16 protein-coding genes and 1 other annotated feature are annotated in these 16,367 nt (G+C 49.7%); of the genes, 5 read left to right on the top strand and 11 right to left on the bottom strand.

The annotated features are described in order from the left end of the window. Nucleotides 1-5: 5 nt before the first annotated feature. From ACE41H_RS10165 to ACE41H_RS10135, 7 genes are all read right to left on the bottom strand, one after another. On the bottom strand, nt 6-836 hold the full coding sequence (locus ACE41H_RS10165; RefSeq protein ID WP_375355115.1) for a carbohydrate ABC transporter permease: 831 nt from the start codon (nt 834-836) through the stop codon (nt 6-8). Nucleotides 837-854: 18 nt separating this feature from the next. Then, entirely contained in the window at nt 855-1,730 is an 876-nt protein-coding gene (locus tag ACE41H_RS10160; RefSeq protein ID WP_375355114.1) for a carbohydrate ABC transporter permease, read from the bottom strand. A 158-nt stretch (nt 1,731-1,888) separates the two neighbouring features. Continuing rightward, on the bottom strand, nt 1,889-3,193 hold the full coding sequence (locus ACE41H_RS10155) for an extracellular solute-binding protein (RefSeq protein WP_375355113.1): 1,305 nt from the start codon (nt 3,191-3,193) through the stop codon (nt 1,889-1,891). 343 nt (nt 3,194-3,536) lie between these two features. Further along, complete coding sequence (locus tag ACE41H_RS10150) at nt 3,537-4,553, bottom strand: glycoside hydrolase family 130 protein (protein WP_375355112.1); 1,017 nt, start codon at nt 4,551-4,553, stop codon at nt 3,537-3,539. A 356-nt stretch (nt 4,554-4,909) separates the two neighbouring features. Then, nucleotides 4,910-6,988 (bottom strand): peptidoglycan D,D-transpeptidase FtsI family protein, encoded by a 2,079-nt coding sequence (locus ACE41H_RS10145; protein ID WP_375355111.1) that lies wholly within the window; start codon nt 6,986-6,988, stop codon nt 4,910-4,912. Between the two features lie 79 nt (nt 6,989-7,067). Continuing rightward, a complete protein-coding gene (locus ACE41H_RS10140; protein ID WP_375355110.1) occupies nt 7,068-8,219 on the bottom strand; it encodes a transglutaminase domain-containing protein in 1,152 nt (383 codons plus the stop codon). Nucleotides 8,220-8,243: 24 nt separating this feature from the next. Then, nucleotides 8,244-8,690: a hypothetical protein gene (locus tag ACE41H_RS10135; protein WP_375355109.1), complete on the bottom strand. Its 447-nt coding sequence runs from the start codon at nt 8,688-8,690 to the stop codon at nt 8,244-8,246. Nucleotides 8,691-8,895: 205 nt separating this feature from the next. Between ACE41H_RS10135 and ACE41H_RS10130 the strand changes: the two genes are divergently transcribed. Together ACE41H_RS10130 and ACE41H_RS10125 are read left to right on the top strand one after the other, a co-directional pair. After that, on the top strand, nt 8,896-10,038 hold the full coding sequence (locus ACE41H_RS10130; RefSeq protein WP_375355108.1) for an MFS transporter: 1,143 nt from the start codon (nt 8,896-8,898) through the stop codon (nt 10,036-10,038). 549 nt (nt 10,039-10,587) lie between these two features. Next, the gene (locus ACE41H_RS10125; protein ID WP_375355107.1) at nt 10,588-10,947 is read left to right on the top strand and encodes a toprim domain-containing protein; all 360 of its coding nucleotides are present in this window, start codon (nt 10,588-10,590) and stop codon (nt 10,945-10,947) included. Nucleotides 10,948-11,000: 53 nt separating this feature from the next. Here ACE41H_RS10125 and cyoE read toward each other — a convergent pair whose 3' ends face one another. After that, nucleotides 11,001-11,945, bottom strand: coding sequence for a heme o synthase (cyoE, locus tag ACE41H_RS10120; RefSeq protein ID WP_375355106.1), 945 nt, complete (start codon nt 11,943-11,945; stop codon nt 11,001-11,003). 398 nt (nt 11,946-12,343) lie between these two features. Further along, on the bottom strand, nt 12,344-12,586 hold the full coding sequence (locus ACE41H_RS10115) for an alpha/beta-type small acid-soluble spore protein (protein WP_375355105.1): 243 nt from the start codon (nt 12,584-12,586) through the stop codon (nt 12,344-12,346). A gap of 119 nt (nt 12,587-12,705) precedes the next feature. On the opposite strand from ACE41H_RS10115, the gene ACE41H_RS10110 reads away from it, so the two are divergent. After that, complete coding sequence (locus ACE41H_RS10110; protein WP_375355104.1) at nt 12,706-12,873, top strand: hypothetical protein; 168 nt, start codon at nt 12,706-12,708, stop codon at nt 12,871-12,873. Between the two features lie 58 nt (nt 12,874-12,931). Here ACE41H_RS10110 and trpS read toward each other — a convergent pair whose 3' ends face one another. After that, a complete protein-coding gene (trpS, locus tag ACE41H_RS10105; protein WP_375355103.1) occupies nt 12,932-13,921 on the bottom strand; it encodes a tryptophan--tRNA ligase in 990 nt (329 codons plus the stop codon). 70 nt (nt 13,922-13,991) lie between these two features. Continuing rightward, nucleotides 13,992-14,230: a binding site (T-box leader), on the bottom strand. A 131-nt stretch (nt 14,231-14,361) separates the two neighbouring features. On the opposite strand from trpS, the gene ACE41H_RS10100 reads away from it, so the two are divergent. Continuing rightward, nucleotides 14,362-15,327 (top strand): aldose 1-epimerase, encoded by a 966-nt coding sequence (locus ACE41H_RS10100; RefSeq protein WP_375355102.1) that lies wholly within the window; start codon nt 14,362-14,364, stop codon nt 15,325-15,327. Nucleotides 15,328-15,415: 88 nt separating this feature from the next. Further along, complete coding sequence (locus ACE41H_RS10095) at nt 15,416-15,664, top strand: alpha/beta-type small acid-soluble spore protein (RefSeq protein ID WP_375355101.1); 249 nt, start codon at nt 15,416-15,418, stop codon at nt 15,662-15,664. 82 nt (nt 15,665-15,746) lie between these two features. Here the strand turns inward: ACE41H_RS10095 and ACE41H_RS10090 are convergent, their stop codons facing one another. After that, nucleotides 15,747-16,157, bottom strand: a complete 411-nt coding sequence (locus ACE41H_RS10090) for an O-methyltransferase (protein WP_375355100.1) — start codon at nt 16,155-16,157, stop codon at nt 15,747-15,749. Nucleotides 16,158-16,367 lie beyond the last annotated feature (210 nt).

Below are 16,367 nucleotides of genomic sequence, written 5' to 3'. Positions count from 1 at the left end.
GGTGATCAACCCTTGACAGAACCGGCGGTCATCCCGTTAACGAGCTGTTTTTGCAGCAGCAGGTAGAAGATAAGAATCGGAATGAGCGCAATGGTCAATGCGGCCATTTGCAGTGTAAGACTGGCGGTTTCGATGCCGACAAAATTGGCGAGGCCAAGCGGCAGCGTCTTCAGTTCGGACGAGTTGATCAATACCAGCGCGAACAAGTATTCATTCCAATTATATATGAAATTGAGGATGACGACAGTCGCCATCGCGGGCCTTGTAATCGGGAGAATGATCGACCAGAAGATGCGGAACACACCGGCCCCGTCCATGACACCGGATTCCTCCAGGTCTTTGGGAAAACCTTTCATAAAGCCTTCCAATATAAAGATCGTCAAAGACAAATGGAATGCCGTATACGGTAAAATAAGCGACATCATAGAGTCAAGCAGGTGCAGCTTCTGCATAATGATAAATATCGGAATCAGTGTCGCATGAATCGGCACGATCATGCCCAGCAGGAACAGACCGTACGTGATCCCCCGCAGCTTGAATTGAAAGCGGGACAAAAAATAAGCAGCGAGCGCTCCCAACAGCACCGTTAACACCAGGGATGCGAGCGTTATAATCACACTGTTCAGGAAATAGACATTCATGTTGGCGACTTCCCACGCCTTGGCGTAGTTGGAGAACTGCAGCACCGTTGGCAGCGAAAACGGATTTTGCGCATATTCCTGTTCCGTTTTGAAGGAATCGACCACCATCCAGAAGAGTGGAAAAATATTAATGATGGCAAACGCACTGAGCAGCACGTATGTCAAAAATGATAGCAGACCCGACTTTTTTTGCATCAGATGTTCCCCCTTTCTTTAAGCGTCTTTCTCTCTGCTGATACGGTTCACAATACTAATGACAATCAGGCTGAAAACCAGAATCAGAATGGATACGGCGCTGCCGTAACCGAAACGCATGTTCATAAACGCGTTGTTATACATATAAACGGTCATCACTTCCGTAGCATGCGCCGGTCCGCCACCGGTCATAATCTGAATCAGGTCGAAGACGCGGAACGAATTGCTGATGCTGAACACAATAGCGACAAAAATCGTGCTGCGGATCATCGGTATCGTAATAAGGAACGTTCGTTTGAGTCCAGTCGCCCCATCCAGCTCGGCCGCTTCATTGACCTCGGCGGATATGTTTTGCAGGGCCGCCAGGAAAATGACCATGTACAAGCCACAATTCTGCCAGATATACGCGATGCTTATCGCGATCATCGACCAGGACGTATCGCCGAGCCAGTTCCGCTGCCAGCTTTCCAGGCCCACCGCTCCGAGCAGACTGTTCAGCATCCCGTATTCTGTGTTATAAATCATCCCCCAGATCAGCGATACCATAACGGAGGAAATGACGACAGGCAGAAAACCGACGGTGCGGAAAAACCCCGCTCCCTTCAACTTCCCGTTCAGCAGCAGCGCGAGCAGCAAACCAAGCGGAATTTGCCCCACAACACCTGTCAGCATTATGAACAAATTATTTTTAACAGATGTCCAAAAGATGTCGTCCTTAAAGATTTCAATAAAATTGTCGAGACCCACAAAGGTCATCGGACTGATGCCATCCCAGTCCATCAAGGCATAATAAAACGACATTCCAATCGGGACGAGGGCTATGCCGATATAAATGACAAGTGCGGGCAACAGCCCGATAAAAATGGCAAATTTCGTTCCTTTTAACGTATGCACTGTAACACCCTCCTTTTTCGTAGCTTCTTTCATCCTCCGCCGCTCTAAGAAAGAAAACCCGTTAACGAATTCTCACGTTGCCAGGAGAATTCGGGTTATACGGGTTTCCTTCCTGGCTACGGACCAGTAACACCATTGGATTTACAGCATATGACTTGCTATTCCAGCTTTCTGTCCAGGGCTTCCTGCACTTCCTTGGCCAGCTCCTCCGGAGTGGTACGGCCAACCGTCAAGGCCTGCAGACCGTTTTGCATCACGTCCACCACTTGTGTCGGGATCACGCTGTCGAATACCGGAGACGTACCGTTGCCTGTCAGTTCGATCATTTCCTTCAAATATTTGCTGGCATCGGTGGGAATGTCCACCTTGGCTGGCACGACAACTCCTTTGCTGATCAGTTCCTTGTACAGATCCTCATTTACAAAATATTTCATAAACTCAAACACTGCCTGCTTCTTCTGCTCGTCCAGGCCGCTTTTCACAGCAATTCCATACTGTACGACACCTGCGGATTTGGCCGCATCACCGCTTCCACCCGGCATGCTTGGGAAGAGCGCAATGCCAAATTTGTCACCTTCCTTATTTTCAATGCGGATTCTGCCATCCACCGTGGAGGAGGATACGTGCATGGCGGCTTTCCCTTGAATAAAGTAATCCTGCGCCTGTACGGAATCCATATTGTTGGCATCTGTATTGAAGGCCTCAAGCTTCGTCAATTCTTCAATGACACCAAGGGCTTTCACATACTGCGGGTCAGTAAACTTCGCTTCACCGCTCAGTACTTTATTCAGGAAATCACTGCCCACAAAACGCTCTGTGAGCGCGGACAGGTAGGATGACTGCAACGGCCATTTTTCCTTATTGCCCAGAGAAAGCGGCGTAATGCCGGCTGCTTTCAATTTTTTGACTGCGTCAATGAATTCATCGTACGTCGCTGGAAAATGATCATAACCCACGCTTGCAAACATTTCCTTGTTGTAGTAAATAATATCAACAAAGGTTTGCTTGGTCGGAACCGCATACTGCTTGCCATCAAGGGCAAAACCGGCCAAAGCATCCGCAGGCAAAATGTCTTTCCAGGCGTCCATTTGCGAGTCAATCGGCTCCAGCAGACCACCGCTGGCGATTGGCTGCAAATCGGCTCCCGGCCACACAACATTGATATCCGCCAAGTTGTTGGCGGCGGCCAGCGTCCGCAGCTTGGTTTTATATTGCGCCGCCGGAACACCGTCCTGCTCGATGACGATATTCGGATGCTCTTTCTCAAAAGCGGCAATGCGCTGCTTGTACACTTCATTGTCCACATTCGGCGAAGTCCACGGATGCATCATCGTCAGCGTGATTTTTTTCGTATCCTGCGCCGCACCATTGTCCGTACTGTTCCCGCATGCAACGGTTGTAAGCGCCAGCAGCGTAACCGAACTGATCAGCACTGTCGTTTTCATTTTGTTCAACCATTTCATATGGCAGCCCCCGTTTCTGAATTTGATTGAAATCTGACACACTATGATCTATTTACTATCATCAAAAGCTGACAATCAAATTATAAATGTTATATTTTTTTGAACCTATACCACAAAACATCAATTATATCCTAAATTCTTTATGTTAGTCGCAGATTTTAAATAGGGAATCCAAATATTGCGTTATGAAAATTAACATTTACCATTCAATGGTAACCGCTTACAACCTTTCCTGAAAGAAATACCGCTCATAGACGGCATTCCATTTCAAGGCGGGCGTGCAGGCTGCTGCCGATTCTCAACCCGTTTTCCCCGCCACACGCCACCACCCAAGCTTTTAGCTTTACTGCGGCTCGTTTAAAATGTACTCCACCAATTCATCCAGCGGAACGGTTGCCAGTGCGATGGCCGTATCCGTCACACCGTAATAGATATACAGAAGTCCATCTTTAACGACATTGCCTGTCGGGAAAACGACGTTCGGGATTTGATACCCGAATTTCTCGTAATAGGTTTCCGGCTCCATAATAAAGTTGCGGGTTCTGGCAATGATGATCTCGGGATTGTCCAGATCAAGCAGCATCGCCCCGACGCGGTATACTGTATTTTCATCCACGCCATGGTACAGCACGAGCCAGCCCTTGTCCGTACGTACCGGAGGTGTGGAGCCGCCAATTTTCTTGAATTCCCAGCTTTCGTTTTCGGCTTTGGCCAGCAGCTTCGGTTTGTCCCAATGGATCAGATCGTCCGAATACGTGATCCACATGGCCGCCTTCTCCGTGCCGTATTCATCCCCGATGTACTCTTCCGGACGGCGCAGCAGAGCGTATCTGCCGTTAATCTTTTCCGGGAACAAAATATTGTCACGATCATTAATATCAAGCTCGGTGGTATCACAAAGGTACTGCCAATGAATCAGGTCTTTGGAAGTCGCAATACTGGAACGGGTCAGCCAATGTCCGGGATCCTCGCCCCAGCCGTCCGGATATTCAGGAATGGATCTTTCCGGTACTCCCGCTCCGGTCGGGTAATAGCTCATGGCACACGGACGCAGCGCATAATTCAGATAGAAGGTATCGTCGATTTTAACAATGCGCGGGTCCTGCACGCTGCCGTAAGGAAAGCCCAGCTCATCCGGCGTGAGGATCGGCTCATCCTTGACATGCGTAAAATGAACGCCATCTTCACTTTCCAGCAAACCCAGAAAATTTTTGCACGGAGTCAGCGAGCCTGCCGTACGTTCAATCATGTAAAACTTGTCGTTATCAATGATGACGGCCGGATTGAATACGGTTACTTTTCTCCATTCGAACAAACCTGGCACAACTATCGGATTTTCCGGATGTCTCGTGATTTTCATGAAAAGCCTCCTGATCTAGCTATTTTCGTTTTTGTAAACCTATTCATTGACCTAATTATAGCCTCCGATCAAGCGCCATAATATCCGACAAACTTTAGAAAACATCCGAAAGAATTCTGTTGTTTACTCAGAAGGCCCATTGAGCGGGCTGATTTTATGTGCGTTTGGGAGGCGCTCCGAGAACGAAGCATTCCTCCAATCGCTGTTGACCCTTCGGGCCAAAGGCGAACGCTTCGCTTTTCCGGAATTGCTTCGTCCTCTCCGCTGCTTTTATGCATCCCCCAACTTAAAAAATAAAAAAACGTCCTATGAGTTCTCCTCACAGGACGCCATTCGCAAATATTTATAGAATCAAATCATTGCTGTTCAGTGTCTTCCTCTTTGTTCTTGTTTTTCTTCGGAACACCGTCCAGCCCGTACTCATCATCATAAGCATCAAATATTTTACGGGCGATCGGTCCGGCGCTGTAGGCACCGAAGCCACCTTCTGGCACGACTACCGCTACAGCCAGCTTCGGATTGTTGCGCGGTGCGAAGGCGATAAACACCCCATTATCTACCAGTTCATGGCCGACGCTCTGCTGGGATGTACCTGTTTTGCGTGCAAAATCATACGGGAAGCCGTCAAAGGCCGATACATCCGTAGCCATCCCGCGTAATATCTCATTCCAGTAGGCGTCCGGAAAATCAACTTCGTTCAGTACCTTCGGCTTGAACGTTTTCACAACATTGCCTTCATCATCCTTGATCTGGCTGACCATATGAGGCTCCATTCGTTTGCCCTTTGTTGCCAGCATGGCTGCATACTGAGCAAGTTGCATAGTCGTATATTTCCCCTGCTGACCAAAGGAGGCGTAAGCCAACCTGGAGAGGGCAGTCTCCTTTTCATTCACATACTCCCTCCGGCCCTTCCATTCATTCGGTAGGTCTACACCAGTATACGCTCCAAGGCCAAACTCCTTCATATATTTATCCCAGACTGCAACACCCTGGTCCAGTTCCGAGTTAGTCCGATACTTGTTATACAGTCTCTCACCGATCATATCCACCATAAAAGCATTGGAAGAGTGTCTGATCGCAGAAGCCGGGTCCAGTCCGCCATAAACGTGTCCTGAGGAGTTCTTCACCCTAGAAGAATTGTTCCGGCCAAAGTAAGCAGCACCTGTATCCTGGTAGTAGGTTGAAGTTGTAATAAGCCTCTCCTCTAGGCCAATCAGCACGGACAACGGCTTGATGGTTGAGCCGAGCAAAACGACCGATTCCGGATGATCTCCCGGCTGTCCGGAAGGGAACGAGCGAATCGTACCGTTTAAATATATATTTTCAATTTTCTTATAATTTGCAGTGCTGATGCTGCCCGAGCTCCAGTAGTTGGAATCGTAATCAGGCATACTCGCCATCGCCACCACATTGCCAGTATCCACTTCCATGGCAACGGCAAAACCGGTTTTGGCATATGGATGCGTGCTCCCCGATACCGCGTTGCTGTGCAACCACCTCAATTGATCTGTAATTGCCTGCTCGGTCTTCACCTGCACATTTTTATTAATCGTAGAATACACATTATAACCTTTGACCGGAGGGGTTACAGATTCTACGCCCTGCGGCATGTTACGCGGATCAACAGGCACTGTTTTGTAGCCGTTTTTTCCGCGCAATTCTTCCTGATATTGATACTCCAGGCCGTCGAACCCGACCGCTTCATTTTCCAGATATACGACTCCCGGATCGTTTTCGGCGGAGTTCGTTTTCTGAATCTCTTGATACTTCTCAAGGGACTTTGCCTGCCGGGCGCTACTGTAATTTTTCACGTAACCGACAGCCTGCACCGCAACGGTGTCCGGGTCATAGTGCCGCACGTTCTCCTCAACGACCTCGACACCAGGAAACTCGTCCTTATGCTGCAAAAAATAAGCTATCTCTTTTTCGCTCAGATCCGCCTTGATCAAACGGGGCGTAAAACCGTTCGCTTTGCGATAATTGCGGTCCATCGCTTCCAGAATCATATCAGGTGTAAGCTTTTCCGCATCCGCAGCACCGTATTGGTTAAAGCGGTTGGACAGCTTCTTCGTCATCTGTTCAAGCACGGGCAACAGCTTCTTATCCGGGTCCCGCAGGCTTTCGGCACTGTCGCTGTAATTTTTGTCCAGCGTAATGTACAAAGATTGAATCGGGGTAGAATAGGCCAGCTTATTCTCTCCAGTAGCGTCGTATATCGTTCCGCGAATGGGAGGGAGCGGTACGCTCTTGGTGATACTGCCTGTCTCTTCTTCCTTCAACTGCGGCCCTTCCACAAACTGCAGGATGGCCAGCCTAACTATGATTACGGTGAAAATAAGAAACGAACTGAAAAAGAAAAGGTTGATCCGGAAGCTGAACCGTTTACGGCTTTCGGCTTCGCTATGCTTTTCCTGTTCGCCGTTCATCTGTCTCATACGGCTCCGATCTCTCCTTTTTCAGGATAATAACGTGAATATTCTAGCATCATTTGCTTAAGCTAACCTGAAAGGCAGCTTAAATCAGGCGGTCTTCAATATGGGTTTGGGCAAAATTCGGAGGATTGAACCAATCTCCGCTTTGTGCCCATGTCGGATCCAGCGGCACCCATTTCTGCTCCTCCGCAAGATATACCTCGTTCCAGGCGTGAGGGCCGTAGCCGCCCTGGCCATTGTACCCCAGGCCCGTGACTACTTTGACGTCCAGGTTCTGGGAACGGGCCATGACCGCATACAAACGCGCATAATCAATACATACGCCCTTGCGGGTGTCGAACGTATTTTGCGGTGTCTGCTCATGCCACACACCGCGCTGCTCATAGTCTTCGACCTTGCCGTAATCATACGAAACCCTCGTGCCTACCCAATCATATAGTCGGCGGGCTTTCTCCTCATCGCTGGCGGCACCGCTTGTAATTTGCGCTGCTGCCGCCCCGATATCATCGGGTATGCTGCGGTCAATGATTTCGTATCTGCGCTGCAAAATGCCGCTGAGCTCCTGCTCCGCCGCCCGGGTAATGACAGGCAGCTTGTCCTTGACCAGCCCTCCGGTAAGCGGGGCGATGACCGTCTGTGCCCCTTCCCTGTACACCGGAGAAGCCTGTACATAGCTGCTGAAGCCGCTTTCCGGGTACAGGCTTACGCCGATAAAAAGCACGGCAATGAGCATAATCGCCCGCACGCCCCCGATAACAGCACCGATACCGGCTCCGGCAAGCCTGCTGAAGAACCCTGTCCTTCTCCGTGCAGAATCCGAAATATCCGTCCGGCGCCTGCCCATCAGGGCTGCATATAGCAAACTTAGCGCGAAGCGGACGATCATATAGCTCAAAAGGAACAATACAGCAAAACGCAAAAGCGGAAAGATCTGCATGATATGAAGCGCCGTATACCACAGCTGCTCGGCAGTGCTTAATTCCCGCTCCGGCATTTTCCCGGCAAAGACAGCCAGCCGCTGCTGAACGACCGGGGACAACCATACGGCCAATCCCAATGAGCTGGCAACAGCAGCGGCGGCAATGATGCCGTCAACAAACAAATCAAACAGCGCTCCCGCCGATCTGGAAGCGCCGCGCCACCAGCCCTGTATAAACGACAACAACACGATGGCAATTAAAGCCACTGTAATTCCGTTCAACCGGAGAATGCTCTCCAGCCATTGACTATCCATTGCTTTCCTCCTCGGTTTGCCTGATTACTGCGCCGCCGAGCGGTCCTTCGCGCTTTGCACGTAATCAGCGACGGCTTCGGTGACACTCCACTCGCCTAGCGGCACACCCCTGAACGATACCTTCACTTTATCACTGCCGCTTTGTCCCGTTACCTCTATATTACTGCTCGAAACGGTGTAGGTTCCATCATCATTGGATTCATACTTCGCATCCTTCGCTTCTTTCACCATCATATGCAGAGCCTCGGTCCGTACCGTATCGACGGCCTCGTTGCGGACGTTCGTTACCACTTTACTGATCTCATCCATGGAAATGCCGCTGTAAATCAGCAGAGCCGCTACTATGACAGCCGCAATCAGCCATTTGACCAGCGTCTTCACCAGATTCAGCACTGCAAACAGCACGATCAGGGCAATTAAAATGACCAGCCAGTTCTGCTTTAGAAACTCCATCCAGACATTTGCATCCATTTTTATATACACTCCACTTCCTGCATTACCGGTTTAGTCGTCCACGGACATTCAAGCTTCCGATAAGTAATTATACATGATTTCATCAGGCTCTGTCAGCCGCAGCCTGTCCTTACGAAATATACGGTCTATGTTTGTCCGCCCGGGCGTAAGATGTACAACAGGCAACATGTGCCAAGCTATCAGGAAGAAAGGGGCATCCGGCATGAAAACAGCGCTGTGGCTGTATCTGTTTCTGTTCATTGCTTTTTTCGATCTTCACGCCCAGTATCCAATGCTTACTCCTTATGCCGTATCCTTAGGTGCAGCACCTACATTTATTGGCTGGATGATGGGCATCTATTCCCTGACACATCTGCCGGGCAACCTGCTGGCAGGCCCCGGTGTAGACCGCCATGGCAGCAGGCGGTATATTATGATGAGCCTTGTGGCGGCAGGAGTCATACTGATCTTTCAGGCCTTCATCACTTCCCCATGGGAGCTGCTGGTGCTGCGGGCCTTCAGCGGATTTGTGCTCGCATTTCTGTCCCCCGCCTGTCTGACGATGCTTGCGCGGCTGTCGGATGATCACGTCACACAGGGAAAATATATGTCTGGTCATGGTGTCATACATACCTCCGCATCGGTCATTTCTCCGGCGGCCGGCGCGTTCATCGTCGCCAGCTTCGGATTCAGAACGACCTTCGGGTCGCTGGGGCTTATTCTCATTGCGACCGGAATCATGGCTTATTTTACACTTCCCAAGACCAGACCCGCCGCCACAGCGGCTGCCGAACCGGCGGAAACGGAAACCGGACGCACTGTTCCTGACTGGCGCTACTTCCTGCCGCCCTTCGTCATTGCCTGCGCTCAGGGAATTTTGTTCTATGAACTGCCGCTACACGGAGCGGGCGGTGCCTCCATCATGTCAACAGGCATTTTGTTTTCCATCATCAGCCTTGGGGCTCTGCTTACGCTCAGCATGCTTTTTCTTAACCGCTATTCACCGATTCGCCGGCTCATCATCGGTATATTCTTGATGGCCCTCTGCTTCTATTTGATGGCGGTTACTGAAGCGCCTCTGGGCCTCCTGCTGTTTCTGCTTGGCACCACGAAAGGTGTTATATTTCCGGCAATGGCATCATTGTTCATCACCCTGGGCGGCTCACATCTGGGCAGGACCTTTTCGCTGCAATCCATTGTAACCTCCATCGGCTCATTCATCGGTCCGGTCCTGGCGGGTCAGATGCACGGCTATTTCTCGCCTTTTTTTGCCGCCTTCCTGATTCTTATGATCGGACTTGCATTTACTCCCTTACGGCGAATTCCCCATCCTGTCTCCGTCCCAGCCGCCAAAAAAGCAGCATAAAAAACGCTATAATAACAATTATTAGAAGCTGCCCCGTAAGCGGTTGTCAAATGCATTAACGGTGTCAAACTACGCAAACCTCCTGGTAGCAGGTAAACATAAAGAGCCACAGGCCGAGAACAAGAGTAATTTGCTCCTGTTCTTGGCCTGTCTTGCCAGTTAGAAATCGCAAGGGATTGGGGATTTCCACTTTCCATTTTTATATTAATAGGTCAACCAGAAGCTTGCGGTTGGCCTATTTTCTATGTAGAAGTTCAGCACGGAGCAGCGGAGAGAACGAAGCAATTCCGGAAAAGCGATAGCGTTCGCCTTTGGCCCCAAATTTCTACCACTGAAGAATCAACATTAGAAATTTGGGGTCAACAGCGATTGTAGGAATGGTTCGTTCTCGGAGCGTCTCACAGCATACATATGAGGTCAATGGACCTTCTGGGACAGTCACTTTTTTGTTTTTGCATGATCTCTAGCTTTGTTGCTACACTACATATATAGCCATTCATCATTTCCCGGGGAATCACGACAAGCTACTTACTTGAGGGGGTGTGCCTGATGCCGGTCACCATTATTGTCGAGGGCAAAAACGACCGCAGCAAGCTGCGCAGGCTGCTGGATTCCGAAGTACGCATTTTATGCACCTTCGGCACACTGAACACGATGAAGCTGGATTCTCTGCGCAAGCAGGCCAAGCAAGATGAGGTCTACTTATTTATGGATAACGACAGCTCAGGCAAAAAGATCCGCGGAATGCTGCGCGATTCCTTCCCCGACGCACTCCATATTTATACCCGGAAGGGATATGCGGGTGTCGAGGGAACGCCGGATGAGTATCTTATCGCCCAGCTTGAAAAAGCAGGATTGGATGAATTTATCCTGTATCCTGAACAATCCTTATTGGGAGAATCCTTTTGACGCCGACGCCGGGCATAAAAAAAGAGTTCCGCTAAGCGGAACTCTTTCAAATCTTATAATGCCTTGTGAGCCGTATCGAAAATCATCAGCAAAAAGCTGATCGTCAAATAATTGATGGAGAACAGGAACACTTTCTTGCCCCAAGCCTCATTATCGTTCGTTTTGAAACCTATTACAGCAAAGATAAGCCATACGAGCGACAAGAGCAAAGTGACAACCATAAAGACCCAGCCTGTGTATCCGTAAGCATACATCAAAATCGGAACCGGAATCAGCAGAACCAGATAAGGGATACACTGCCATTTTGTGCGTTCCACGCCTTTAACGACCGGCAGCAGCGGAAATCCTGCGGCACGGTATTCTTCCACACGGCGGATCGCCAACGCCCAGAAGTGCGGCGGCTGCCAGAGAAACAGCAGCGCGAACAGCAACCAGGCCCCGGCATCAATCTTGCCGGACGCAGCCACATAACCGATGACGGGCGGCATTGCGCCGGAAATGCCGCCGATGGACGTGCTCCAGGTGGACGAACGTTTCAGCCAAAGTGTATAAATAACAACATACACGAACATGCCCAAAATGCCGAGCAGGCCTGCAAGCACGCCTGAGAAGAAGAACAGGACCGCCAGACCGACAATACCTAGAATAATTGCATAGGTAAGGACGGTAGTTGGCGTAAGACGCCCGGTTGGCAGGGAACGGTTACGCGTGCGCTCCATCTTCATATCCAGCTCGCGGTCAAAATAGTTATTGAACACGCAGGAGGAAGCCATGACCAGAGCGGTACCCAGCATCGTCAGAATCATTTTAATGTAATCAACATCCCATTGGGAGGCCAGCCAGAAGCCGCCAAAGGCAGCGACCAGATTGGTTCGCAGAATACCGGGCTTGGTTACAGTAATAAAATCCTTCCATGTCCCGGCTTCACCGCCTGGCGGCTTGGAAGATACCGTAACAGCAGCCCCATCCGAGGAAGCTTTATATCCAAAGTTATTCACGTTAAGTAACTCCTCCTTTAACGATTCAGCTCCGCTGAAAACTTATAATTCTATAATCCGCAGAACATCGGAGGAAGTCCGCCTCCGAATATAAATTTTATCACATTGTCATTCTTGAGAGTTTGACAAAGATCGTACATTTACACAGATTCTCTTGGACTGATCTCATAAATATTGCCATATCATCCGTTTTTCTATACCTCTTTTCCAATCCCGGTGTACAAAAATGCAGCCAAGTAATTATGTAAGCGCCCTCTTGACGTATCCATGCTTCTGATTCACAATACGGGATAGACGTACAAAAAAAGAAAAAGCCGGAGCATGACGCCCCGGACTTTCGCCCATTGGTGCTTTCAGGATTTGAATATCTCCTGCCCGTGTTCGCTTGGTAGAACCTGTTAGCTGAAACGTCCAGCAGTTCCTTGAGTCCCGGCAGTTCCTGCCAGGGAAGCTTCTGCTTGTTGAACGAGCCGTTTTGTGATGTATCCTCCAAGGGATCCGGCTTCGCGGGACACCATGTTGCCATAATAACCGTCTTGCGGAATTGAGATGCCCAGTTCTTGAGCCGCTTCATATTTCAGTTGGTCCAGAGCAGCACCAGATTGTTGGATAAGCAATCCTCTTGAACGACGACGTGCCATATTTGGAATCTCCTTTCAGTCTTCTGGATGAGGTTCATTGCAAGCTTGCAAACTTATTATGGCTCTCGTTCATCAACTTATTCCCGTAAATAAAATATTTTAGGTTGGAGGTTTTTCCCATGAGCAAGACCCTGTCCATGTGGTTTGCCGCTTCATCCATCCTGCTGCTCACCGCAGCAGCCGTTTCCATCAGCCATTCCGCGTGGCTCGCCGTCGGCTTGGGCCTTGCATCCGTGCTAAATATCGGATGGGGCTTTGCGACCAAAGCGAGACAAAGCCGCTCTTGATAGAGCCTTGGCTCTATCAAGGCTTAGCAGATGCCTTCAGCGGCTGATTTATTCCGCTTCAGCCTTTCGGCATTAGAAATCCCATACGTTCTTTGACGGCAGCCAGTGTAACGGCTGCCGTTTCTCTTGCACGTTCGGCAGACCGGGCAAGAATGCGGTCCATTTCCCCGGACTCGCGAATATCCCGGTAACGCTGCTGCAGAGGCTCAAGAACGGATACTACGGCTTCCGCCAGCTCTTTCTTGAATGCCCCGTACATTTGACCCTCAAAGCGCTTCTCCACCTCCGCCAGCGATAAACCCGTGCATTGGCTGTAGATCGTCATCAGGTTGCTGACCTCCGCTTTGCCTGCCGGATCATAGCGGACTTCACTATCCGAGTCCGTTGTTGCCCGGCTTATTTTTTTACGGATGACAGACGGCTCATCCAGCAGCGCAATATAGCTTCCCGGATTCGGATTGCTTTTGCTCATCTTTTTGGAGGCATCGTCCAGCGACATCACACGAGCCCCTATTTCAGGAATATACGGCTCCGGAACAGTGAAATACTCCCCGTAGCGGTGATTAAAACGCCCTGCCAGGTCACGGGTCAGTTCAAGATGCTGCTTCTGATCTTCTCCCACCGGAATGAGGTCGGCATTGTAAAGCAGAATATCGGCCGCCATCAGCGACGGATACACGAACAGACCGGCGCCTACGGATTCTTTCCCTTCTGATTTGTCTTTGAATTGTGTCATTCTTTCGAGCTCGCCCATGGACGTCAGCGTTGTCATCAGCCAGCCGAGTTCGGCATGCTGCGGGACATGGGATTGCATGAAGACAGCGGATTTTTCAGGATCAATGCCAGCGGCGACAAAAAGCGCAGCGACTGCGGCGGATTGCTCCCTCAGCTGTGCAGGCTCCTGCGGCACGGTAATGGCATGAAGATCGACAATCATAAAATAGCAGCGGTGATCCTCCTGCAGCTTAACAAAGTTTTTCATAGCTCCAATGTAATTGCCCAGTGTCAGCTGTCCGCTGGGCTGAATTCCCGACAATACGGTTTTCATTTTGCTACTCCTCCTGGCCTTTTCTTTTCAATCAACGAACCCCCCGAAACGCAAAAAAGCCCGCTATCCCCAAAGGGACGCGAGACCGTGGTACCACCCTTATTCACAGACAGTCATCCATCCATCAACCATCTGCCTTAAGATTCCTGTAACGGGGAACAGTCGGCCAGCATACTGGGGAGAGAACGTCTCCTGTTCCGCTTGGCGCTCCAAGGTCCATTCGGCAATCAGTCCACACCGGTTCGCATCAGCCACCGGCTTTCTGAAGTGTACACCTGAGTGCTTACTTGTCCTTCTCATCGCATTGCCATCTTATTTGTATTCATAATAATTCCGGAGGAGTTTATTGTCAAATCTCCATTTGCACTTGCAGACGCAAAATCTGTTATCATAGTATCGTACGGTGAAAATCCGATTACAGTGGACAAAGGAGCATGGATATGAAACAAGTGACCAAAGGGCATTGGAACGGTTACGACACTTACATCCTACATAGCCGGGAACTGGAAGTCACACTGCTGCCGCGTTTGGGCAATAACGTTATCTCGATGCGGGATAATATAAACGGTCGGGAGATCCTGCGTAAACCGGCCGAGGAGGATTTATCCTTTTACCTGCAAAAGCCATATCACTTCGGTATTCCCATGCTGATTCCGCCGGGCAGAATCCGCAGAGGGCATTTTGTCTACGATCAGGTGCAGTACCAGTTCGACCGCAACACATCCAATGACAATCATATCCATGGACTGCATCGCACCCAGGCCTGGTGTGTCAGTGATATTGAAGAAGACGATGATTTCTGCAGCATTACCACTGAATTTTTAACCGACAATGACGAAAATTGGATGAGACAGTTCCCTGTGCCGCTTCGTCTGGAAATGGTGTACCGTCTTGAAGGAAGCAGCTTCAGCCAGACCTTGAAGGTTACTCATCAGGGTGAGACGGCCGTTCCCTTCGGCATCGGCTATCACACATGGTTTCTGCTCGACGGAGAACCGGAGAGATGGTCGCTCAAACTGCCAGTGAATGGAACATATGCACTGGACGAACAACTACTGCCTACCGGTGAAGTGGAGGGACTAGGGGCACTCGCGCAATTGCCGGAGGGGATATCCCTGAAGGATCAGAATCTGGATACCCCTCTGCGTGCCGCAGACGGCCCGGCCGTCGCCCTTCTTGCAAGAGATGACGGGTACAGCATTAAATACAGTGCAGACGAACAGTTTTTTAAGCATTGGGTTTTATATACGAAGGGAGAGGCGGACCAGTTTTTGTGCATAGAACCGTACACCTGGCTGCCGGATGCTCCCAATCTGAAGCAGGGAAAAGATGTTACAGGCCTGATTCGTCTGGAACCCCGGCAAACCGTTGATTTGCATACTCGTCTTGAAATTATTTTGCCCTAATTTACCTCTTTATTTCTCCCTCCTTCGGCGGATATTTTCATAATGCTGTAGCATACTAACCTCACCACAGCCGAAGGAGGTGAGCATCATGTACGAAACGAATCAAGGCGGCCGTCGCCGTCGCAGCAACAACCTGGTCGTGCCTCAAGCCAATGCGTCGCTGCAGCAGTTGAAATATGAGGCAGCTCAGGAGCTGGGCATTACGATTCCTCAGGACGGCTATTATGGTAATATGCCTTCCAGAGAAGCCGGTTCGCTCGGAGGTTACATCACGAAGCGTCTGGTACAAATCGCTGAGGCATCCATCGCAGGCCAATCCGGTAAAACCGGTCTGTAATCGTAAAATGAGATCATATGAACAAAAAAGGAAGCGGCCCTCTACAGGCCGCTTTCCTCATTTATACAAATGAATGAATAAATTAAGATGATTCCGTTTTTGCTTCCTGATATGTATGATGCTTGGGATAACGTATCATAAGGTTAGCCATGTTATAATTGGATTCTATCGTGGTATCCACAACGATCATCCCTTGCCTGACTGCAAACTCGTATGAAATTTCCCCATGCGTCCATTTTTGCTTCAGCTGAAGGGCCTCCAGTGCCACGCTGCGGAAGGACGAGCGCTGCTGCGCATTTAAACCTGCCTCCGCTGCCTGTATTCGGCCGCCCCTGCTTTCTACCGGATAATGACGAATACCAAATTTGCCAACCACGTTATTACGAATTTGCAAAAACACAATTCCCGAATCCAGACCCGATAACTCGTCATCCAACTCTCGAAAGACCATATCTACCTGTCTGGCCAGCGATAGCTGCTCCATTCTGATCATATAATACCTCCTTTAGACTTATATAAAACCACTATTAGTAGGCCTTATGTCTCATATTATATGTGAGTATCATGACCTATTCAATATAACCCAACATAAATGGTAGTTTATCCCTAGTACATTCTCATATTTATACATGGTTTATGATTTTGGACAACAAATTGCCACTTAAATCGACATCATTTGCTAAAGACGCCAACAAACCCGATT

Origin of the sequence: Paenibacillus enshidis, from assembly GCF_042136365.1 — a bacterium.
Taxonomy (GTDB): Bacteria; Bacillota; Bacilli; order Paenibacillales; family Paenibacillaceae; genus Paenibacillus; species Paenibacillus enshidis.
This window is presented reverse-complemented; position numbering and strand designations above follow the sequence as displayed.